Source organism: Pseudarthrobacter sp. NPDC059871 (genome assembly GCF_042731175.1).
Taxonomy (GTDB): Bacteria; Actinomycetota; Actinomycetes; order Actinomycetales; family Micrococcaceae; genus Arthrobacter.
This window is the reverse complement of record NZ_JBHWJV010000018.1, coordinates 1-20,337: the sequence shown is the minus strand read 5'-3', so window position 1 is coordinate 20,337 and position 20,337 is coordinate 1. Positions and strand designations below refer to the sequence as shown.

The window sequence follows — 20,337 nt, the reverse complement described above, 5'->3', positions numbered from 1 at the left end:
ACATAAGCGCTGAGGCAAGCGGCTAACTCACGACAAGATGCTGATGCCCATCGATGAGCTCCCGGACAATGTCCAGATGGCCCGCGTGGACGGACGTCTCAGCGAGCACGCGGAACACCACCTCACGACCCGTGGACATGGGTGGAGCGTCGAAAATGTTGGCCGGAGGCCACCAGCGGGGCGGGGCGTCCAGGTCCACCGCCGCCAGGATCTCTTCGCTTCGCGCGATTTCACGCTTGTAGATGGTGACGGCCTCAGCTCCGGTCATCGGTTCGGACGCCCACCCGTCGTGGAGTGCTGCGATTGCCCTGTCAACGCCGCCGAGCACCGCCGATATCCAGAACATCTCGTCGTCGAAGGCCAGGTGGTTGAGCAGTTGCGTCATTGTCCAGCCGGACGGAACTAAAGCCCGGCGCATCTGATCGTCGCTGACGCCTTCGACTGTTCGAAGAACATGCGTCCGCGCACCCGCCAGCTGGGCAAGCAATGGGGCGTCACTCACGCTGCGTGCCCATATCCGACAAGCCAGTGGAGCCCATGGCGTTCAATGACCTGGCCATCGGAGGCGCCCCCGGTTTCGGGGACGGAGGATCGACTACCGAGCCGTCCACGGAGAGTTTGTCGAACCACTCGTGGCATACCTCCGGTCCGGCGGTTCCCAGCAGCGAGAGCATCACAGGGCGGTGCTCTCTTTGACCCTGTCCACGGTGGCAGCCCACCCTTCCCGGGTACCACCCAGCATGAGCTTTTGTACCTCTTCGATGTCCAGATGCTCGGAGAACTGAACTGTGAGGACGAGCTCCGTCTCCTTTCCTAAATCGTTGAGCTGCACCGTGACAACCGGGGCAGTCAGTTCGTTCTCGCCCTCGAGCTCTGGCCAGCCTCCGGCCGCTCCCCAGCGGAAGACGAGCCGCTCATCAGGAACAATCTCCAGGTAGATCCCACCGGTGGGATAACTGAGTTCCTCGTTGACGATCATCTGCTGCTTCCACGTGCCCCCAACCCGAAGATCCACCTCAATGGGAGTGGCCGGTGTGGGCATGTCAGGGTTATGCAACCAACCAAGATGCCGGGGGTCGGTCCAGGCGGTGAACACAGCATGCCGCGAGGCCGCCAACGTTCGGGTAAGGGTGAAGCTTCGATCCTGAGTTAAGTAGCGGGTCATCTGTCCTCCAGTTCGGTGGGCTCAACAGGGTCCTCGGACTTTGCCGCGAGCTGAGCCTCAAGGCGGTCCAGCCGCGGGCCCAGAAAACCGCGGTACGGGCGCGTCCACTCCTCCACCTGCTGCAACGGAGCAGTTTCAAGCCGGCAGTTCCTCCATTGGGCCGACCGGGATTTGGTGATCAGCCCCGCCTGCTCAAGCACGTTCAGGTGGTGCGACGCGGAGGGCACACTGATCGCGTGCGGAGCGGCCAGTTCGGTCACCGTCGCCTCACCCCGCTGCAGTTGCGTGCGCCAGCAAGGCACGGCGCGTGGGATCCGCCAGCGCAAGGAAAATCGCACTCAGGTCATCCATTTGCGTTCGAGCTTAATTAAGCATCAGCGAAATACAAGACTCCGATGTCTGGTGATTGCCGATCTGCTATCTGCGCCACATGTCGGCCGGATCCGGAATACCGGGGCCGGGCCCATTGGTTGTCGCACACATGAAGGCAGTCACTTACAGCGAATACGGCAACCCCGACGTCCTCGAATACGGCGAGCAGCCGATGCCCAAGGTGGGCCCCGGCATGGTCCTCGTCAAAGTCAAGGCAGCGGCGGTGAACCCGGTGGACTGGAAGATCATGGCCGGCGGCCTGGACGCCGTCATGGACCTGCAGTTCCCCGCCATCCCCGGCTGGGACGTGGCCGGCGTTGTGGAATCGGTGGGCATCGATGCCCGGCAGTTCCAGCCCGGCGACGAAGTAGTTTCCTACGGACGGAAGGACTACGTCCACGGCGGCAGCTTCGCCGAGTACATCGCCCTGCCGGAGCGGCTCCTGGCCCGGAAGCCCGCTTCGCTCGGCTGGAACGAATCGGCCGGCCTGCCGCTGGCTGGCCTCACCGCCTTCCAGGTGCTCCGCCGGCTTGGCCTGAAGGCCGGCGAAACGGTCCTGATCCACGGCGGCTCCGGCGGCGTGGGATCGCTCGGCATCCAGATCGCCGTGGCCTTGGGCGCCAACGTGATCGCCACCGCGTCGGAGAAGAACCACGATTTCCTCCGTTCCCTGGGCGCTGAACCTGTTGTCTACGGGGACGGGCTCGCGGACCGCGTGCGCGCGCTGCGGCCCGACGGCGTGGACGTTGTGGCCGACTTCGTGGGCGAAAACCTCGAGGCCACCCTGGCGGTGCTCGCCGACGGCGGCCGGCACGCCTCCATCGCCGACAGCGACGTGGAACAGCACGGCGGGGACTGGATGTGGGTCAACCCGGTGGGCGCCGACCTGCAGGAACTCGCCGACCTCGTGGACAGCCGGAAGTTCCGGGTGGAGGTGGCCGAAGTCTTCCCGCTGGACAAGGCCGCCGACGCCTTCCGCTCCAACATGGAAGGCCACACCCGCGGCAAGATCATCGTCGCCGTGGACCAGGACGCCTGATCCCTGACGGTCAAAGAAGGCTCCGTTCCTGATGGAACGGAGCCTTCGCGGCCTGTCAGGGCAGCTCTGCGGACTAGTTCACCAAGCAAAAGAACCTAAGTGAAAAGGATCGGCTCACCGTCTGCCGCCAGAAGGCCGGGGAGCCGGCCGGCGTCATCAAGGGAATCAAGCCCCAGCACCATCTGGCGGACGCCAACAACACCTTCGGGAGAGAGCCTGGTCCCGGCCAGATCCTCAAACTTGCCGATGGTCTCCTCATCGCTAAGCCGGTTGGTGGCCGCCCCTTTGGCCTTAACCGCCTGCACCCCAAAAGTGTCCGTATCAGTCTGCACCTCAAGGTAAGGCTCAGCCGATCCGCCGTGCTGCAGCGGATCCACCTCAACATGGATCCTGCTCATGAGTTCCTTGACCCGCGGATCATTCCGGCCTGGATCCGCAACCTGGTCCAGGCCCACTTGGCCATAGGTCAGCGCGGCAGCCAACGCGAAATGCATGCTCAGCTGGGTGGACACGAGCGACCTGACATCGGCTGCGCCGCACATATCTGCGATCAGTGCACTGGTCTTCACCACGATCTTCTGCGTCGCTTCCGGCGTCAGCCCGTGCCTGGCCCTGAGGTCCAGTACCGCGTCGATAGCTGAATGGGTGCTCCGACAGGTGGCATGCGGCTTGATCGATGCACGCTCCACCTGCCATTCCTCCCCCAGGGTGCGGAACAGCACATCCTCCCGCACCTCGTCCGGCAGGCCATACAACTTAAGGAAGCCGCCCCACGGAGCGGAAAACAGGTCGCGGGGTCCGGTGAATCCGGCACTGGCCAGCAGGGCACTGTTCAACCCAGATTCCGCTGCGCGCCCAACGTGCATCCGCTTGGACATGGCACCGTCCCCGATGAAGGCCCAGGTGCCCCCGGTGAACGATCCGGCGAGCCCGATCGCCGACACCATCTGCGGGGCATCCAGGCCCAGCACCACCCCCGCAGCCACGGCCGCCCCGAAAGTTCCGCACACACCTGTGGAGTGCCAGCCGCGGTTGTTGACCGCGTCGTAACCACCCAGCGCATCCTGGACGCGGCGCGCCACCTCGTAGCCGCTGACGACGGCGGCAAGTAGCCTTGCGCCGTCCACGTGCGTGCCGCCGTCGTACTTCCCGTTGCCCTGACGGTCTGACCGGGCGACCGCCAGGGCACCCAGCGCGGCCGGAACCACGACGGCGCCGGAATGGTCGCAACCGCCGGAATCGTCGAGTTCAAAGGCGTGGCTAGCCACGCCGTTCACGAAGGCTGCTCCCAGCGGCGGCAGCACAGCCGGGGTCCCCCACAGTGGAGCCCCGGTTCCGCCCGCAGGCGCACCGTGGGCCGCGGCGAGCGCAGTCCTGGCGGTCGCGACTTCACGGGAAGCGGCGCCGGCGATCCCTGCGCCCAACGTATCGAGAAGGTGTATTTTGGCCCGGTGCAGGACGCTGGCGGGAATGTCTTCCGGGCGGAGGCCGGTGATGAAACCGGCAATGTGGTCGGATGCGGTCTGATGCGGGCTCATGCGGGTGCGCCTTCACGGGTCAGGGTGTGGAAGATTTCGGCGGGATGGGACGGGCTGTTGGGTGCTGCGTTCTGCCGCCACCATTGAGCAACCTCTCCGCCGGTGGCTTGCCATACGTCAGTGCAGGAGTTGACGTGGTCAAGGAACTGCCGGAGCATCCCGATCCGTCCGGGTGTGCCAATGATTTCGGGATGGAGGCTGAGGACGAAGCAGAGCCCCTCGGCGCGGTAGGCGTCGAACTCGAGTATCCAGTTCCGCAGCACTTCCCGGCTGGAGGCAATCCGCGGGCTTCCCTTGGGGATTGGCGGGTCCAGGTTGAAGACGAAGTACGGGAAGTCGTCCAGCTCGTGGTGCCGCGGTACTTCCACCAGGTCAGCACCGCTGCCGGCGTGGAAGTGCGGAAGGTCGTCGCCGTGCCAGGACGATGACCAGGTGAAGCCAAGGCCTGCCAGCTGTCCGGGAAGCCCCGCGGCGAAGGATCCGCGCGCAGCCCGGAAGCCTTGGGGCCTGATCCCCAGCAGCGTGTCAAAGGCGTCCTGGGCGCGGCCGATGCTCTCGACCTGTTGGCTCAAGGTCTGCTGCCCCATGTCCTCCAGCGCCCATCCCATGTTGGCAAATTCATGGCCGGCGGCGGCAACGGCCTCGGCCTGGCGCGGATAGGTCAAAAGATTGCTGCCGGGGATGAACCAGCTCGCCCGGGTACCGGCTCGGGCCAACTCCACCAGCAGGCGGTCCACTCCACGGGTCCCGCCATACTGGCCCACTGACAGGCTTTTGGCACGGTCGACGGCGTCAGGCGCCGCGGCGAGCACGGACAGTTCCGCTTCAAACCCCACAGTGATTACGAAGGCGCACCGGTTTTGTCCAGGCCATCTTCCCAGCGGGGGTTCCTGCAGGTAGGTCATGCTGATGGCTCCAATTCCTGGGTCTGCTGCCACCAGGTGGCGATCTGTCCGCACGTGCCAAACCACACGCCGCCGGCTTCTTTCATGTGTCGGATCCAGCGGTCCAGAAGCACGGTCCGGCCCGGCTTGCCCACCACCTTGGGGTGGAAGATCGTGGATAGGCACAGTCCTTCGGCGTGGTACCCGTCGAACTCCCGGGTCCAGTTGTCCAGGGTGGGCTCGTATCCGGCAATCCTGTCACCTCCGGAGGGCCAGTCCGGGTTGGTGGTATACGCCAGGGACGCGTAATCGTCCATATCGGACCGTGCCGGAATCTCGATCAGCTGCCCGCCGTGGTGACGGTACGGCCGGTCATCACCGCGCATGGAACTTGAATAGAGGAATCCCAGTTCGGCGAGCAGCGCAGGTGTCTCCGGACGCCAGTCACCGGACGGTGTGCGGAAACCGGTGGCGGTGACGCCCAGGACGTCCTGGAAGATCCGCTGACTCGTCCCGATCACCTGCCGCTGTTCGTCCATGGTGAGATCCCAGTACTTTTCATGCTTGTAGCCGTGGTGCGCCACCTCATGGCCGTGCTCAACGATGCGGCGGCACTGCTCTGGCCAGGTGGCAACCACCCACGCGGGCGTGAAGAAGGTTGCGGGGACTTTATGTGCGTCGAGGAGCGCCAGAATGCGGTCCAATGCGCGCCACGGCCCATAGGCCCCCTGGCTGAAATACTCCGGACGGCTCCACAGGGTCCCCTTCAGCATGGCGTCACCGGTGGGTCCGTCCAGGTCAAAAGCCAGGGCGACGGCGCTGCGGTTCCCGTCGGGCCACAGCGCCGCCCCGGCATGGCCGTTCAACTGGGTCACTTTACCCCGTTGATCTCAGGCTTCATGGCGCCATAGCCCAGGCCCCACTTGTCCAGGATCTTCTGGTAATCGCCGCTGTCCTGGACCTGGGTGAGCGCCTCCTTTACGGCGTTGGCCAGCTGCGTGTTGTCCTTCTGCATCAGGATGCCGAACGGCTTGGCGGGCAGCGGGTCAAGCACGGCGGCGTACTTTCCGGGATCGGTCGTTTCGAAGTAGGCCAGGTTCTCAGCACCCTGGGCAGCCAGGTCCACGCGGCCCTGCTCGATCTGCAGCCTTGCGGCGGCGCCGGAGTCGGTGGGCAGGATGCTGAGTTCGGGCAGGCCCTTGTCCGTGCACACGGTCTTGCTGAGAGTCTTGACCTGTTCGAAGTAGTCGGTCTTGCCGCTGACGGCGAGCGTTTTGCCGCAGATATCGCCCTGCTCCTTGAACTCCCCTGCACGTGCACCGGAGGTGTAGAGCCGGCCCTGGGACTTGAAGTAGTCCACAAAGTCCGCAGTCTTTTGGCGTTCAACGGTGTCGGAGATACCGGACATCACCAGGTCCACGCGGCCGGTCTGCACGGAGTTGATCAGCTGGTCGAAGGGAGACTCCACCACTTCGACTTCAACCCCAAGGGCTTCGCCGAGCTTCTGCTGCAGCTCGATGTCGAGGCCAGCCAGTTTCTTGTCCGAGTCACGGAACTCCATGGGAGGGAAGTCCGGTGAGAGTCCGATCCGAATCTTTCCCGCGTCCTTGATGGCCTGGGGCAAGCCTGTGGCCGAGGCCCCGGCCTCTGCTGTGGTTTCGCCGCCGCCCACGCATCCGGTGAGGCCGAACGCTGCAACGGCGGTGATGGCCGCAATTTTGGCGGCGTTGGTGAACTTTTTCATGGACAGCTCCAAAGGGGTGTGGGGGTACGTGGTTAGAAGACGCGGGAGAGGAATGCTTTGGTCCGCTCATGCTGCGGATTGCCGAGGACCTCCGAGGGTGGTCCGAGTTCGACGATTTCGCCACCGTGCATGAAGGCGACCCGGTCCGCCACTTCCTTGGCGAAACCGATCTCGTGTGTCACCACGATCATGGTGAGGCCGGATTTGGCGAGGTCCTTCATGACGTCCAGCACTTCGCCGACGAGCTCGGGGTCCAGCGCCGATGTGGGTTCGTCGAAGAGGATCAGTTCAGGTTTCATGGCGAGTGCCCGGGCGATCGCCACACGCTGCTGCTGGCCGCCGGAGAGTTGCCGCGGATAGGACTGTTCACGTCCTTCCAGGCCCACCCGCGCAAGGAGTTCGGAAGCATGCCGCTTGGCCTCCGCCGGCTTGACCTTGTTGACCAGGACCGGGCCTTCGATGATGTTTTCCAGCACGGTCATGTGGGGGAACAGGTTGAACCGCTGGAACACCATGCCGATGGAACGGCGCTGTCGGGCAGCTTCCTTATCCGAGAGCTCAAAGAGCCGGTTGCCGTCCTGGCGGTAACCCACCACCTTGTCTCCCACCCAGATCCGCCCGTTGGACAGCGTCTCCAGGTGGTTGATGCAGCGAAGGAACGTGCTCTTCCCGGAACCCGAGGCACCAAGCAGGCAGACTACTTCGCCGCTGTTGACCTCGAGGTTGATGCCGTTGAGCACCTCATTCAGGCCAAAGCTCTTGTGGACGTTTTCGGCGCGGACCAGAACATTGGTGGTCATGCCTATGCCTTCCTCTTGGTACCGAAGATGCTGGTCAGCCGCTGCATGGGCGTCATGGGCAGCTGCCGGCTGGATGATCCCTTGGCGAAGTGCCGCTCAAGGTAGAACTGGCCGATACTCAGGATGGACACAGCTCCGAGATACCAGACGGCGCAGACGATCAGGAGTTCCATGATGCGGTTGTTGACGTAGTAGATGTGTTGGGCTTCGGACAGGATTTCGCTTACGCCGATGGCGGAGGCGAGGGATGTGGTTTTCAGCATGCCGATGACCTCATTACCCACGGGTGGGATGATGACCCGCATGGCCTGCGGGAGGACGATCCTCCGCATGGCCTGAAGTCGAGTCATGCCAACGGCCTGGGCCGCCTCCGTCTGTCCTTCGTCTACGGAGAGGATTCCGCCGCGGACCACCTCGGAGGTATAGGCGCCTTGGTTCAATCCCAAACCGATGGAGGCTGCCACGAAAGGGGTCAGGATGTCGATCATCCGGCCCGAATAGAGGCCAGGAATGCCGATCACCGGGAAGATGAGGGCCAGGTTGAACCACATCAGCAACTGCAGGTACACAGGGGTGCCCCGGAAGACCCAGATATAGAGCCATGCGACGCCGGAGACCACGGGATTCTTGGACAAACGCATCACGGCTGTCACGACGCCCAGCACCAGCCCGATTGCCATGGCGACGGCTGTAAGAAGCAGAGCCACGCCGATGCCCTGGATCAGCACGGGAACCGTGAGGTATTCCTGAACCGTAGGCCAGTGAATCTTGGCCCGTGAGAAGGAGACCGCCAGCCAGACCAGCAGCAGCACCACGGCGGCTGCTCCGATCCATCTTCCAAGGTGACGGCGGGGGACAATTTTCAGATCGGCCGATGCAGTGCCTGTGGGGCCGGGCGCTGTTTGAGTCTTCATGGCTGGTTCCTGATCCTGGAGGGGAAGAAGGTCGCCGCGGGGAACGGCGTTGGCGGGGGCCACGGTCAGACCGCGGTGGCGGACGGAACGCGCAAGCCCTGGTAATCAGCTGCCCAGCTTCGTGCCTGGTCCAGCTTTGCCCGAAGGCGGGTGAGCTGTTCGGCAACGCGCGAGGGCGCGGTGCCACCAAAACCGGAATGTGCTTCCAGGGCAGCTTCGAGGGTGAGGACCTCCCTGATGTCCGGCGTGAGCCTGGCATCGACTGAGGCCAACTGTTCGTCGCTGAGATCTCCGTAGTCGAGGCCTTCCGATTCGCAGAACCTGACGAGCGCTCCTGAGATCTCGTGGGCTTCGCTGAACGGGATCCCTTGGCGGGCCAGCCAGTCGGCCACCTCGGTGGCCAGCGTGTAGCCTGCCGTCGCCTGCTTGCGGACTTCGTCCTCGTTGACCGAGAACGTCCGTACCAGCCCGGACAGCGCGGGAAGGGCAACTTCCATCGTTTCGACGGCGTCGATGACAGCGTTCTTGTCTTCGGCGAGGTCACGGTTGTAGGCGAGCGGGAGGGACTTCACCGCTGCCATCAGTCCCATGAGGTCCCCGAGGACACGTCCTGCCTTGCCCCTGGCAAGTTCAGCGATGTCCGGGTTCTTTTTCTGGGGCATGATCGAACTGCCGGTGCAGTAGGCGTCATCCATGGTGATCCACCGGAACTGCTGCGATGCCCAGGAGATGATCTCCTCACAGAGCCGGGAGATGTCAATAAGCGTCAACGAGCAGATGAACAGGAACTCGATGGCGGCGTCGCGGCTCCCCACGGCATCGATCGAGTTTTCCGCGCTTGTCTCGTAACCCTGGTCCAGGGCGGCGAGTTCCGGGGAAAGGGCGAAGGTGGATCCTGCCAGCGCGGCCGCTCCCAGGGGCGAGACCGCCGCCCTGCGGTCCCAGTCGCGGAACCGGTCGAGGTCCCGCACCAGGGGCTGCGCGTGAGCCAGGAGCTGATGGGCAAGAACAACTGGCTGAGCCGACTGCAGGTGGGTGAAGCCTGGAACTGGGGTGTGCAGGTGCCGGTCAGCCTGGGAGCCCAGCGCTTCAGCGAGTTCCACCACCAGGTCGGCGATTGTGCGGACCTTGTCCCGCATGTAGAGCCGGAGATCGTTCGCGGCTTGATCGTTGCGGGAGCGTCCCGCACGGATCTTGCCTCCGACCTGTCCCATACGTTCGATCAGTAACCGCTCCAGGAATGTGTGGACGTCTTCGTCGCCCTCCTGCGGATGTACCAGACCGGCGGCAATCTCCTTCCCGACAGATTCGATCGCGTCGAGAAAGAGCGCAAGCTCGGCGTCGTCGATCAGCCCTGACCTGTTGAGTTCGCGGACGTGCGCCCGGGAACCGTGAAGGTCGTAGGGGGCCATCTGGAAGTAGCGGGGATCGGACCGGGAGAAGCGGGAAAGTTCAGGGCTGGAAGCGCCTGCGAAGCGGCCGCCCCACAGCTTGGTTTGTTCTGTCATGCGTTTGGCTCCTAAGGGTCTGCGGCGCGAAGTGATTCGTATCACTTAGCGCAACGAAAGTATTTCCTTGGTAAACCATAGCTGTCAACAGTTTCGGCATTGTTTCATGCTTATTAATTGCCAGGTGTCCATTTGACACCGGTTTCAGGCGCTAATCAATGGAGTTAAGATACCGGTATCTCAGGGTTGTTCAAGAGCATTCGCACAGGTGACCTCCACAGGCCAGGAGTCGACGCTTCAGGCACGCGCACAGGGACGCCGCCTCGCTGCAGCAGCTGCGGTATCGTGCACACCCGTCAAACCAGACAGGCGGCCAGCGAACTTAGGCCGGCTGTCCCTGCATCCTGGCGCTGATGGTGGCAACTGACCCACGTTCAGCGAAGGATGCTGGCAGCAAATGGTTCTTCGTGTCGGGGCCCGCCTGGTGTATGCGGTCCACAAGCACTTCAGATGCTTTGAAGCCCATCTCGTAGGCCGGCAACGACACGGCAGTGACCTCCGGACTGCTGACCGTCATCCACTCGGCGTCGTCCAGGCAGACCAGTGACATATCTTCGGGCACAGACATCCCGGCCTCACGGATGGCATGGAAGGCCGGAAGTGCAAGGCGGCTGTACGAGGCGATGACGGCGCTGGGCCTGTCAATCCGGCCCAGTAACTCCGCAACAATCTCGTGGGTGCGTTCCGGGGACATGGCATCCGAGATGAACTCGTACCGGATTCCGGCGGCAAGCGCCGCTTCGCGTACGGCGCGGACCCGGTCCGCAATGGTCGATATGGGCAGTGGGGTGCCGGCCTCCAGTTCCTCAGGCGTCTTGGTTGTCGCGGAGAGGAAGGCCACGTTCTGGTGGCCGCGCTCGATCAGGTATGCCATGACCGCTGCCGCATCCGCATAGCAGTCGGTCCCAACCCAGTCCGAGTCCACTGCATCCGGGCGCCGGTCGAACAGGACCAAAGGGCGGCCCATCCGCACTACGTCCAGCAGGTGCGCCGAGTCGCTGCGGCTTGTTGAGGCCACAATAAGCCCGTCCACGCGCTTGTCGAGGAACACTTGGACAGCCGCCCGTTCCGCATCAATGTTCTCGTCCGTGTTGGCGAGGATGACGTCGAATCCCGCGGCCTTGGCACCATCGGTCATACCGCGGACGGCCTTGGCGAAGTGGGGGTTCTCAATGTCGCTGATAACGACTCCGATGGTGTGGGAGCGCCCCGAACTCACGCTCCGTGCCAGCGCGTTACCGCGGTAGCCAAGGGTTTCCGCCGCGGCCGAAACCATTGCGTGCAGTTCATGACTAACCGACCCGTAGCCCCCGAGCGCCCGGGCCGCCGTGGACCTGGAGACGCCTGCCAGACGTGCGACGTCCTGGAGGGTGGCGGTGCCATAAAGTCGGGGTTGCATAGTAAGAATTTACCGCAGAATCCGCAGCAATCACGTCGCCATTGACACCGGTATCACCTGAGAATTTCTCTGGTCGGCAGCCATAGAGACAAACACCTTGTTGTCTCGATTCGGAGCCGGCGGCGCCCAAGCCAAGCGCCGCCGTCCTACGTCCTTCCCTACATGACGGTGGGCTTCCGGTTGTGCGACGCCCGCGCCGCCTCGAAGCTTTCCTCGAACGGCAGCGATTCCAGGTCCAGCAGCGGGTTGTCGTCCTGCGTGTCCACCAGTTGCCGGGCCTCCTCCTGCGTGTCCACGCTCGGCATGGACCCGGGCAGGTGCCGGCCGGCGGACTCGGGCAGGAAGTAGATGGCGACGGCGGCGATCACGGCCACCCCCATGAGGTAGTAGGCGATGGTCATGTCGTTGCCGGTCAGTTCGATGAGCGCCGCGATGATGAACGGCGCCGTCCCGCCGAAGATGGCCACGGCAAAGTTGTAGGCGATGCCCATGGCCGAATAGCGGTGCTCCGTGGGGAACAGCGCCGGCAGCGCAGAAGCGAGGTTCGGCACCGAGAACGCCACCGGGAGGGCGATCAGCGCCAGCCCCAGGAACGTCATGGGGACGCTGCCCGCCGAGATGGCCAGGAACGCGGGGATCGCGAACACCACCGTGCTCAGCGCCCCGATCCACAACACCTTGCGGCGGCCGATCCGGTCCGAGAGCCGGCCCGTGAACGGGATGCACAGGGCCATCGCCACCAGTACCGGAATGGTGAGCAGCGTGCCGTCCACCTCGCTGTACCCCTTGTTGCTGGTCAGGTACGTGGGCATGTAGGACGTGAGGGCGTAGGCCACGGTGTTGGCGGCGGCGGCCAGGATCATGGCCAGCAGAATGGGCCGCCAGTGCGCTTTCAGGATGCCCCACGGGCCAACGGGCCGCAGTTCCTCGCCCGTTTCCGGGTGCGTGGCCACCACGGCTTCGGCTTCCATCGTGGCCTTGAAAGCGGCCGACTCCTCGATCTTCATCCGGAAGTAGACGGCCACGGCACCCAGCGGGCCGGCCACCAGGAACGGCAGCCGCCAGCCCCACGCCTCCATCTGCTCCTGGCCCAGCACCAGCTGCAGGATGGACACCAGCAGCCCGCCCGCGGCGAAGCCAAGGTAGCTGCCCATGTCCAGGAAACTCACATAGAAGCCGCGGCGCCGGTCCGGGGCGTGCTCGCACACAAACGTGGTGGCACCCGAGTACTCGCCGCCGGTGGAGAAGCCCTGCACCAGCTTGGTGACCACCAGCAGCACCGCGGCCCAGATACCCAGCACCGAATACCCGGGCAGCAGGCCGACGGCGAACGTGGCGGCGGCCATGATCATCAGCGTCATGGCCAAGACTTTCTGCCGGCCAATCTTGTCGCCCAGCCAGCCGAAGAAGATGCCGCCCAGGGGCCGGGCAATGAACGTGGCGGCGAAGGTTCCCAGCAGGAACAGGTTCTGCACGGCCTTGTCCGCCTCGGGCAGGAACACCGGGCCCATGGTGGTGATGAGGTAGCCGAACACGCCGACGTCGTACCATTCCATGGTGTTGCCCACGATGGTGCCGCCGAGCGCCTTCTTGAGCGTGTGCTGGTTGACTACGTTGACGTCGCTGACCTTCAGCCGCCGCAGCCCGTTGTGATCTGTCATTGCCCGTTCACCGCCGCATCGTTCGTCCGCTGGGCCCGGGCCGGGCGTTCGTCCGGCTCACCTGTCCCCCCAGCAGCCCAACTCTCCCGATCATCCCGCTGCGGGCGTGGTGTGGCAACAACGAAAATCTCGTCCCCTGGCGGACGCAGCACACTGCACCCCGAACCCTGGGTGCAGTGCCAGTCGCGCGTATTTGCCGGGGATGCAAAAAAGGAGGCCGACGGCGATACCAAGTATCGCCGTCGGCCTCCTTTTCGCGCCGCACGGCGCCAAGCGCCTAAGCCGTTGGGGCTCTAGGCCGCCGCAGGAACCGTGACGTAGCCGCCCTGGATGGTTCCGCCGGGAACGGTAGGAGTGCCGTCCACCGTGACGTAGCTGCCGTGCGTGGCGGGACGCAGGCTGCCAGCGGAGGTGACGTAGGTGCCCTCCACGGGGGCCGCGGTGCTGCCGGCGGGAAGGGTGACGTAGCTGCCGCCGCGGAGTGCGGCGTCAGCGACGCGATCAGAGGTGATGCGGGTGGATTCGGTGGTTGCGGGGCGTTCAGCCAGCAAAGTCATGGGTTCTCCTTGGAGGATCAGGATGGGGGGGCCATTCCGGTTCCAAGTACTGCTCAAGCGGGAGGACGCGGTGCGGATTGTGGCGCTTGCCCTGCCGGCCCGGGAATCTTCACCGGTGCGGTACTCGAGGGCTTCGGTGGCCTATACCCAAGTCTACGGGCCTATTATGAGCTGCTCAAAATAAAGTGTGGGGACTCACGCCCAGCAGCCAGGCACCCGGCGCCGGGCCGCCGTCGTCCATCACGACGGCGGCCGCTGGCGCTGGTGCGTACCCCGCCTACTTCCGGGCGCCGCCCTCCTATATGAGCCACTTGATGCGCTGGCCCACGTACCCACATCCGAACGAATCGGGACTCCCCCCGTATCCAGGTGCCGTCGCCGTGATTTCCGCCCGCGCCTGGTGAAGGTCCCCAGCCCGGTTCGGTCGTAAAAGTCCAGCGTGATCTGCGGCGATGAGCCCCGGAGCGCCTCCGCGAAGAGTGCGCCGGCCAGGCCGTTGCCGTTCTCGCCGATGCTCTCGAAACTGAAGGTGTCGCCGTCGAAATGGGTGAGGGCAAACGTGGTCGGCTTGCCGGCCGGGCCCATCCTCATGGCGAGGCCGCCGCCTTCCTCGGACACCACCAACGGGCCGTAATACGGATTGTCATACGTGCCGGTGTACCGGCGGGTGGGCCCGGCCGGGGCGGGGTTGGCAGGGACTTTGGCGTAATCGATCTCTGGTTTGTCCGCCTCGTCCTGTTGCCGGAAGATCGCGGCGGTGAAGTCCAGCCAGTCCACGGTGGGTCCGCCGTGCTGGGCCGTGTCCATGAAGTCCGCGTTGATGGCCTCCGGGATCCCCTGCGGGCGGCCATTGGTCAGGCACACGATGGCCAGCTGTTCACCCGGCAGCATGGATACGGCGGTGGCCGCGCCCAGGTTGAAGGCCCCCGAGTGGCCCAGCTGGACCCGGCCCTCATCGTCGTAGGAGACATTCCAGCCCAGCCCGTAAAACCGTGACCGGGCCGCGGGCGCCGACGCCGGCCCGGAGACCGAGTGCGGCACATGGGTAGTCTGCAGGGCTGCGGCATCGATCACCGGCTGGCCCTCGAAGGTGCCGTTGCCCAGCTGCAGCCGGAGCCACCGGGCCAGGTCCCGCACGGACGAGCTTGCGCCGCCGGCCGGTGCTTCGGCGTCGGGATCGCGGCGGTACTTCGCCGCCCACTGCCTGTCCCCCACCGGCACATGCAGCACCGCCCGGTCGGCGGCCTTCTCGTAATCGGCGAGCCGGTAGCTGGACGAGGCCATGCCCAGTTTGTGGAACAGTATCCGGTCAGCCAGGTCTTCCCAGGAGCTGCCCATGGCCTTGGCCGCCGCCTGCCCGCCCTCGGTGTAGCCGAAATTGCTGTAGTGGTAGCTGGACCGGAACGCATCCAGGGGCTGCTGGTGAAGGTGGGACAGGATGTAGTCCCGGTCGAAGCCGAGGTCCTCCAGCAGGTCGCCTGCGCCGGTTTGGAGTCCGCTGCGGTGCGAGAGCAGGTCAGCGATGGTGGCATTGCGGGTGACGTAGCCGTCGTTGAGCTCGAAGTCCCTGTTGTACCTGATCACGGGGTCCGTCCAGGCAAAGGCCTGCTGCCCCACCACCCCGGCGATCACTGTGGAGGCCAGGGGTTTGGATACGGACGCCACCTGGAACACCGTGTCCGGCGTAACGCCCTCTGGCTTGCCCACCTCGCGCACGCCGAAGCCCTTCGAGTACAGCACCTCGTCCTGGTAGACGACGGTGACAGCCAGCCCCGGAAGCCCCGTCCGGTCCAGCGCGTCCCCGGCAAATCCGTCCAGCCGGGCCAGGGCACGGTCCACCTTGGCCCGGTCCAGCAACGGCGGGACGAAAGCGGGCGGCGCGGGCAGCAGGGCGGACGGCACCGCCGCGACCGGCTGCCGCGGCGGACGGCCGGCCGCCAGGAGCGGCATTCCGGCAACGCCAACCCCGGTCCTCAGGAGCGTGCGGCGGGTGGGAAAAACAGAACCACTGGTCATGACGAATCCTTGATCCTCAGGCGGTGAGCACTTTCAGAAGGCCCCAGCCGACCCGCGCCTTAATAGTGGACCCGGCGCCCGGGCCCTGCAAAGGGGTCACCGGCGTCTTCCGTGCCCGCTTCCTGCCTATCTCGCGTGCCCTCCTGATCGGCGCGTCCTGGCTGCTCAGCCTGGCGGTGGCGGAGTACTTCATCCACCGGCGGGCGCAGGCAACGGCGGGAAAGCCCCGCGCTGCGGTCCAGCCGGCCTAGCCGGACTCTCGCCGGAACGAACCCGGCACACGACGCCTTCGCAGACCCACCAGGCCCACCCGTTGCGGAAGGCTTACCCTGCCGCGTCAAAATGGGCGCATAGTTAGAGGATGACAGGCCCATATACCCGCGGTGACTCTTACAGCAGCGAGGCTTCCCGGAAGCAAATCAGGTTGGCGCTGGAAAATTACGGTGCAACGGACATCTCCTTCGGACAGCGGGGAACCACGGGCGCGCTCGCTTTCAAAGGTGACGGTAGGCAGTTCCGGATCGTCATGCCGCTGCTGCAGTCCGAAGGGCCCATGGCGGTCCGCGGGGACATCGCGGAAAGCCGGCTCCACGAAGCGAACGCGAAAGTCCTGGAACGGCTCAACCGGAAATCCTGGCATGCCCTGGCTTCGGCGGTCGACGCGAAGCTCGGAGCGGCGTCCGCGGGCATCGCATCCCTTGAATCGGAATTCCTGGCGCATGTGGTCCTCCCCGGAAACCAGACGGTCCTTGACGAGCTCGAACCCGTGATCGACTCTGCCTACCGCTCAGGCCAGCGCCCGTCATTCGGCTACCCGGCCCTGCCGTAACCTTCCCACCGCCACCCCGGACCCACCGCTCCGCAACCACAGGACTTCACCCATGCCTTTGACGCTCCGCAACGTCCGCCCCTGGGGCGGGAACCCCGCCGATGTGACGCTCGACGGCGGCGTGGTCACCGCCGTCGTACCCGCCGCCGTGGACGGGGCTGCTTCGGCGGACGCGGGCACTGCGCCAGGAGCCGGCGCGCTGGACGGGCGCGGCCGGATCCTGCTGCCGTCCTTCTCCGACGTGCACGTCCATCTCGATTCCACCCGGCTGGGGCTGCCGTTCCGCCCGCACACCGGCTCGCCCGGCGTCTGGAACATGATGCTGAACGACCGGAACAACTGGCGGGAAGCTGAAGCCTCCATCACCGAACGGGCCACGCACACCCTCGGCGCGATGATCGAGCGCGGCACCACGCGGGTGCGCAGCTACGCCCAGGTGGATGCCGACGCCGGACTGGAGCGTTTCGAAGCCGTCCTCGCCGCGCGTGAAACGCACCGCAGCCGGGCGGACGTTGCCGTGATCGCGTTTCCGCAGGCGGGACTGTTGCGGGAGCCGGGCAGCGCGGAGGTGCTGGAGGAGGCGCTCAAGCTGGGTGCTGAAGTGGTGGGCGGGATCGACCCCTGCGCCCTGGACCGCGACCCCGCCAAACACCTGGACATCGTGTTTGGTCTCGCCCAGAAGTACAGCCGGCCGGTGGACATCCACCTGCACGAGCCCGGCCAGTTGGGGATGTTCAGCATCGAACTGATCCTGGAGCGGACGCGGGCGCTGGGCATGCAGGGGCTGGTGACCATCTCGCATGCGTTTGCCCTTGCTGATCTGCCCGACGGCCAGCTGGACGGGCTGCTGGCGGAGATGGCGGAGCTGGATGTTTCCGTGGCCACCGTTGCGCCGGCTACGCCCCTGCCGCTGGAGAAGCTCACCGCCGCCGGGATCCGGGTGGGCCTGGGCGAGGACGGCCAGCGCGACTACTGGTCCCCGTACGGCAACGCGGACATACTGGACCGCACCTGGCAGCTGGCGTTCACCAACAGGTTCCGGGCGGATGAACTGATCGAGCATTGCGTGGCTGTGGCCACCGTGGGCGGCGCCAGCGTGATCGATCCGGCAGTGCCGCGGCTGAGTTCGGTGGCAGACCGGCCGGGCCTCGCGGTGGGTGACCCCGCCGAGCTGGTCCTGGTGGAAGGCGACACCGTGGCGGCGGCCGTGATGGACAAGCTTCCCGGCCGTACGGTGATCCACCGCGGCCAGGTGGTGGCAGACGGGCTCAAGCTGGTCTGAGCTGGCGCCGCTGGCAGCGTTAGGCTCCGCCGGTCACGGCTCAGTGGTTGGCACCAGCCGGTAGACATACCGGCCCTCTACTCCATCGATCGGGCTCATACTGAGGTCCGCTCCCGGGGTGGGCAGCAGCACGGGCATCCTGACGGCCTGCCCGTCGCAGGGGACGCGGACTGGCGCGATCACTTCCGCCCCGGCCGCTGTGGCCACGGACAGCTCGGCGAAGGACGGTCCGGCGCAGAGGAAGTCCAGATAGTACTGGCCCGGGTCTGCCATCAATGTCATCCCGGTGCGCGTGTTTCCATGGCTGGCTCCGCGCAACTCGCCTGCCAACTGCGGCTGCAGCTGCTCCCCCGACCAGTCGGACAGGTCCTCGAGTTCCGATGCCCTGGGATCCTGGTTGCGCTGCACTTTGACGCCCGTCGCTGCCGGCTTGCCTACCGGTGGAACCGCGCTGATGGTGAGGGGCCCGCCGTGGTGCCTGAAGAATCTGTCCAGCGTGTCCTTGCATTCGAAGTACGCCGCTTCCGGCACGCCATCCTCCCGGGTGACAGTAAGCTTCGCCCCGTACACCCCGGCGCAGGCTCCGGTGATGGTGTAGTCCCCCGGCGCCAGGGCGAGGACCAGTTTCCCGGCGGGCTCCGCGTCCGATGGCATCCCGGCGTCCGTGGGGGCAGCCTTGAGCTTCCTGGCGACTTCCTTGACGTTCTGCTCGAAGGATGCCGGTGGTGGGGTCTCAAGCCGGGTCGCGGCCGGCGAGGCCGCAGCGGCCGCCGGCTGGTCCGGGCCCGTGTATTCGCAGCCGGCGAGTGCCACCACCCCAACGGCTGCAAGAAACAGAAACCCCGTTCGCCGGGCCGGCATCCCCCCAGAAGCTGACATGGTCCGAGTCTAGGCCCTCCCCCAACGCGAACGGCGGCACCCAGGCCGGGCGCCGCCGTCGGCCGCGTCCTGCGGGGTCTATCCGTGTACAGCAGCACCCTGACATCCCAAGCGTCCAGTTCCAGGTCATGCTCTTAGCCCGGGGTTTGCCGCGTTGCTACGGACAGGAGTGGCTACTCCCCCATGCCGGGATGCACCCGGACGAAGTCGACCCTATTTCCGGAGTTCGTCCGGGCCGCCGGCTTCCTGTCGAAACCGCGCGCGTCGAGGCCGTTCTTGGCGCGGAACTCGGCCACCGCGGCATCGTACGCTGCGTTGAGCGTCTTGCCGGAGAATTCGTCTGAGGTGCCGTCGTTGAAGGCGATGGCGATCCGGACACTGGCCGGGTAGTGGCGGTTCATCCGGACGAAGCCTTCTGCGTCCTGCTGGAGAGTAATCAAGGGAACTTCTTTCGTTGTGCGAACAGCCTCCAGTCTGACGCACCACGCAGCAAAGTATGTCCAACGGCAGCGGCCGTGACGGTACGCTGGGCGGCATGAGCACCCGAGACATACCGGCGCAGATCGGCGACCTGCCACCACTGGGCCGGCCGGCGAACAGCGCACTGCTGCAGGCGGGCATCACAACGCTGGCCCAGGCCGCTGACCACTCCGCCAGGGATCTGCTGGCCATGCACGGGGTAGGTCCGAAAGCCATCCGCCTGCTCGATGCCGCCCTCGCCGAGCGCGGCCTAAGCTTCGCCAGCGGGTCCTAAGCGGTAAATCCGGTCCCGCGTGCGCACTCTGCTTCTCCGAAAATTCCGGGCGTAGACTGACCGCACCACTGCCGGTGTAGGCACGCGTTACGGAGGCACCGCATGAAAAGTATCCGCGAACAGGCCTCTGATGCCGAGCAGAACGCCGAGCTTGGCCCCGGCAACGATGAACGTTTCTCCGGCTACGGCGTGATGGGGCTGCCCTTCAGCTCGGGCCACGTCCTGGCTATGCGCCGGTTTCCGGTGACCAGTGTTGGACCCGGGTATACCTCGGTGTGGCTGCGCCGCCCGTCCGGTGCGTGGAGCATCTACGCCGATGCACCGCCCGAGCAATCCTGCGCCCGCTATTTCGGCTCGGCCCTCGAGTCCGCCGTCCAGTGTCCGGTGACCGTGGCTTGGACTGGCGACTCCAACTTCAGTGTGACCATCGGCCGCGAACTGGAGCTGGCGTGGCATGTGGGCCTGGCGTCCACACCCATTACCCGCGCCATGACACTGGTGATGAGCGCGCTGCCCGCTCCCCTTCTGGAGAGCACAGGGTTCCTGAAGTCCATGAGCACCGCCGCTGGCCGGATGCTCGGAGCCGGCCGTCTGGGCCTCGCCGGCGACGTCCCGAACGGTCAGGGCTTCCGGGCCAAGCCCCGACGAATGTGGTTCATATCGAACAGCTCCGCGACCGTGGGCGGCGAAGACCTGGGCACCATGCTCCCGTTGACGCGGCAGACCCGGCTGGGCGACTTCTGGATTCCACAGCGCGGCATCTTCGTCATCGGCGCCTCGTCGTTTGATACGTACGACGCCGGCAGGCACCTTCCAGCCTCAACCCGCCGCGCCGCCTGACCACCAGTCGACGCGCGCTCACTTGTTGTGGCTATTCTTCCGACGCGCGCTCAGTGGTGGTGGGGTTTTAAATGTGGGAGGCCCCAACCAGGTGCTGGTTGGGGCCTCGACCAATGTTTTGTCCGGCGGTGTCCTACTCTCCCACACCCTCCCGGG

22 protein-coding genes and 1 pseudogene are annotated in these 20,337 nt (G+C 65.4%); 6 read left to right on the top strand and 17 right to left on the bottom strand.

From position 1 onward, the window contains the following. Positions 1 to 22 precede the first annotated feature (22 nt). The 4 genes and pseudogenes from ACFV4R_RS19670 to ACFV4R_RS19655 all read right to left on the bottom strand — a co-directional run bounded on the left by ACFV4R_RS19670 (position 23) and on the right by ACFV4R_RS19655 (position 1,425). Positions 23 to 502: a DUF664 domain-containing protein gene (locus ACFV4R_RS19670; RefSeq protein WP_377204229.1), complete on the bottom strand. Its 480-nt coding sequence runs from the start codon at positions 500 to 502 to the stop codon at positions 23 to 25. Beyond that, positions 499 to 677 (bottom strand): annotated as a pseudogene (locus tag ACFV4R_RS19665) (VOC family protein); the annotation flags it as partial. The pseudogene ACFV4R_RS19665 and the gene ACFV4R_RS19670, both read right to left, overlap by 4 nt. Next, positions 674 to 1,165: an SRPBCC domain-containing protein gene (locus ACFV4R_RS19660; protein WP_377204228.1), complete on the bottom strand. Its 492-nt coding sequence runs from the start codon at positions 1,163 to 1,165 to the stop codon at positions 674 to 676. The pseudogene ACFV4R_RS19665 and the gene ACFV4R_RS19660, both read right to left, overlap by 4 nt. Further along, positions 1,162 to 1,425 (bottom strand): ArsR/SmtB family transcription factor, encoded by a 264-nt coding sequence (locus ACFV4R_RS19655; RefSeq protein ID WP_377204227.1) that lies wholly within the window; start codon positions 1,423 to 1,425, stop codon positions 1,162 to 1,164. The genes ACFV4R_RS19660 and ACFV4R_RS19655 overlap by 4 nt, the downstream gene beginning before the upstream one ends. A gap of 221 nt (positions 1,426 to 1,646) precedes the next feature. Between ACFV4R_RS19655 and ACFV4R_RS19650 the strand changes: the two genes are divergently transcribed. Then, positions 1,647 to 2,576, top strand: coding sequence for an NADP-dependent oxidoreductase (locus ACFV4R_RS19650; RefSeq protein WP_377204226.1), 930 nt, complete (start codon positions 1,647 to 1,649; stop codon positions 2,574 to 2,576). Positions 2,577 to 2,671: 95 nt separating this feature from the next. Here the strand turns inward: ACFV4R_RS19650 and ACFV4R_RS19645 are convergent, their stop codons facing one another. From ACFV4R_RS19645 to ACFV4R_RS19595, 11 genes are all read right to left on the bottom strand, one after another. Continuing rightward, complete coding sequence (locus tag ACFV4R_RS19645; protein WP_377204225.1) at positions 2,672 to 4,114, bottom strand: MmgE/PrpD family protein; 1,443 nt, start codon at positions 4,112 to 4,114, stop codon at positions 2,672 to 2,674. Then, positions 4,111 to 5,019, bottom strand: a complete 909-nt coding sequence (locus ACFV4R_RS19640; protein WP_377204224.1) for a polysaccharide deacetylase — start codon at positions 5,017 to 5,019, stop codon at positions 4,111 to 4,113. Before ACFV4R_RS19640 ends, ACFV4R_RS19645 begins: the two co-directional genes overlap by 4 nt. Then, entirely contained in the window at positions 5,016 to 5,873 is an 858-nt protein-coding gene (locus tag ACFV4R_RS19635; protein ID WP_377204223.1) for a polysaccharide deacetylase, read from the bottom strand. Before ACFV4R_RS19635 ends, ACFV4R_RS19640 begins: the two co-directional genes overlap by 4 nt. Further along, a complete protein-coding gene (locus ACFV4R_RS19630) occupies positions 5,870 to 6,742 on the bottom strand; it encodes an ABC transporter substrate-binding protein (protein ID WP_377204222.1) in 873 nt (290 codons plus the stop codon). Before ACFV4R_RS19630 ends, ACFV4R_RS19635 begins: the two co-directional genes overlap by 4 nt. Positions 6,743 to 6,774: 32 nt before the next feature. Continuing rightward, entirely contained in the window at positions 6,775 to 7,542 is a 768-nt protein-coding gene (locus ACFV4R_RS19625) for an amino acid ABC transporter ATP-binding protein (protein WP_377204221.1), read from the bottom strand. A 2-nt stretch (positions 7,543 to 7,544) separates the two neighbouring features. Next, positions 7,545 to 8,456: an amino acid ABC transporter permease gene (locus ACFV4R_RS19620; RefSeq protein WP_056078527.1), complete on the bottom strand. Its 912-nt coding sequence runs from the start codon at positions 8,454 to 8,456 to the stop codon at positions 7,545 to 7,547. Between the two features lie 65 nt (positions 8,457 to 8,521). Beyond that, complete coding sequence (gene argH, locus ACFV4R_RS19615) at positions 8,522 to 9,964, bottom strand: argininosuccinate lyase (protein ID WP_377204220.1); 1,443 nt, start codon at positions 9,962 to 9,964, stop codon at positions 8,522 to 8,524. Positions 9,965 to 10,286: 322 nt separating this feature from the next. Further along, the gene (locus ACFV4R_RS19610; protein ID WP_377204219.1) at positions 10,287 to 11,363 is read right to left on the bottom strand and encodes a LacI family DNA-binding transcriptional regulator; all 1,077 of its coding nucleotides are present in this window, start codon (positions 11,361 to 11,363) and stop codon (positions 10,287 to 10,289) included. A 158-nt stretch (positions 11,364 to 11,521) separates the two neighbouring features. Continuing rightward, a complete protein-coding gene (locus tag ACFV4R_RS19605; RefSeq protein WP_377204218.1) occupies positions 11,522 to 13,024 on the bottom strand; it encodes an MFS transporter in 1,503 nt (500 codons plus the stop codon). Positions 13,025 to 13,317: 293 nt separating this feature from the next. Then, positions 13,318 to 13,581, bottom strand: coding sequence for a hypothetical protein (locus ACFV4R_RS19600; protein WP_377204314.1), 264 nt, complete (start codon positions 13,579 to 13,581; stop codon positions 13,318 to 13,320). A 240-nt stretch (positions 13,582 to 13,821) separates the two neighbouring features. Next, a complete protein-coding gene (locus ACFV4R_RS19595) occupies positions 13,822 to 15,597 on the bottom strand; it encodes a serine hydrolase (protein ID WP_377204315.1) in 1,776 nt (591 codons plus the stop codon). 23 nt (positions 15,598 to 15,620) lie between these two features. Here ACFV4R_RS19595 and ACFV4R_RS19590 point away from each other — a divergent pair, with 23 nt between their 5' ends. The 3 genes from ACFV4R_RS19590 to ACFV4R_RS19580 all read left to right on the top strand — a co-directional run bounded on the left by ACFV4R_RS19590 (position 15,621) and on the right by ACFV4R_RS19580 (position 17,708). Beyond that, on the top strand, positions 15,621 to 15,848 hold the full coding sequence (locus ACFV4R_RS19590; protein ID WP_377204316.1) for a hypothetical protein: 228 nt from the start codon (positions 15,621 to 15,623) through the stop codon (positions 15,846 to 15,848). Positions 15,849 to 15,958: 110 nt separating this feature from the next. Beyond that, positions 15,959 to 16,426 carry a hypothetical protein gene (locus tag ACFV4R_RS19585; protein ID WP_377204317.1) on the top strand — a complete coding sequence of 156 codons (468 nt, stop codon included), beginning with the start codon at positions 15,959 to 15,961 and terminating at the stop codon, positions 16,424 to 16,426. 52 nt (positions 16,427 to 16,478) lie between these two features. After that, positions 16,479 to 17,708 (top strand): amidohydrolase family protein, encoded by a 1,230-nt coding sequence (locus tag ACFV4R_RS19580; protein WP_377204318.1) that lies wholly within the window; start codon positions 16,479 to 16,481, stop codon positions 17,706 to 17,708. Positions 17,709 to 17,741: 33 nt separating this feature from the next. On the opposite strand, the gene ACFV4R_RS19575 is transcribed toward ACFV4R_RS19580, so the two are convergent. Beyond that, positions 17,742 to 18,587, bottom strand: a complete 846-nt coding sequence (locus ACFV4R_RS19575) for a hypothetical protein (RefSeq protein WP_377204319.1) — start codon at positions 18,585 to 18,587, stop codon at positions 17,742 to 17,744. A 173-nt stretch (positions 18,588 to 18,760) separates the two neighbouring features. Further along, entirely contained in the window at positions 18,761 to 19,027 is a 267-nt protein-coding gene (locus ACFV4R_RS19570; protein ID WP_377204320.1) for a hypothetical protein, read from the bottom strand. A 95-nt stretch (positions 19,028 to 19,122) separates the two neighbouring features. Between ACFV4R_RS19570 and ACFV4R_RS19565 the strand changes: the two genes are divergently transcribed. Both ACFV4R_RS19565 and ACFV4R_RS19560 read left to right on the top strand, forming a co-directional pair. Beyond that, complete coding sequence (locus tag ACFV4R_RS19565; RefSeq protein WP_377204321.1) at positions 19,123 to 19,341, top strand: hypothetical protein; 219 nt, start codon at positions 19,123 to 19,125, stop codon at positions 19,339 to 19,341. 102 nt (positions 19,342 to 19,443) lie between these two features. Beyond that, positions 19,444 to 20,181 (top strand): hypothetical protein, encoded by a 738-nt coding sequence (locus ACFV4R_RS19560; RefSeq protein WP_377204322.1) that lies wholly within the window; start codon positions 19,444 to 19,446, stop codon positions 20,179 to 20,181. Positions 20,182 to 20,337 lie beyond the last annotated feature (156 nt).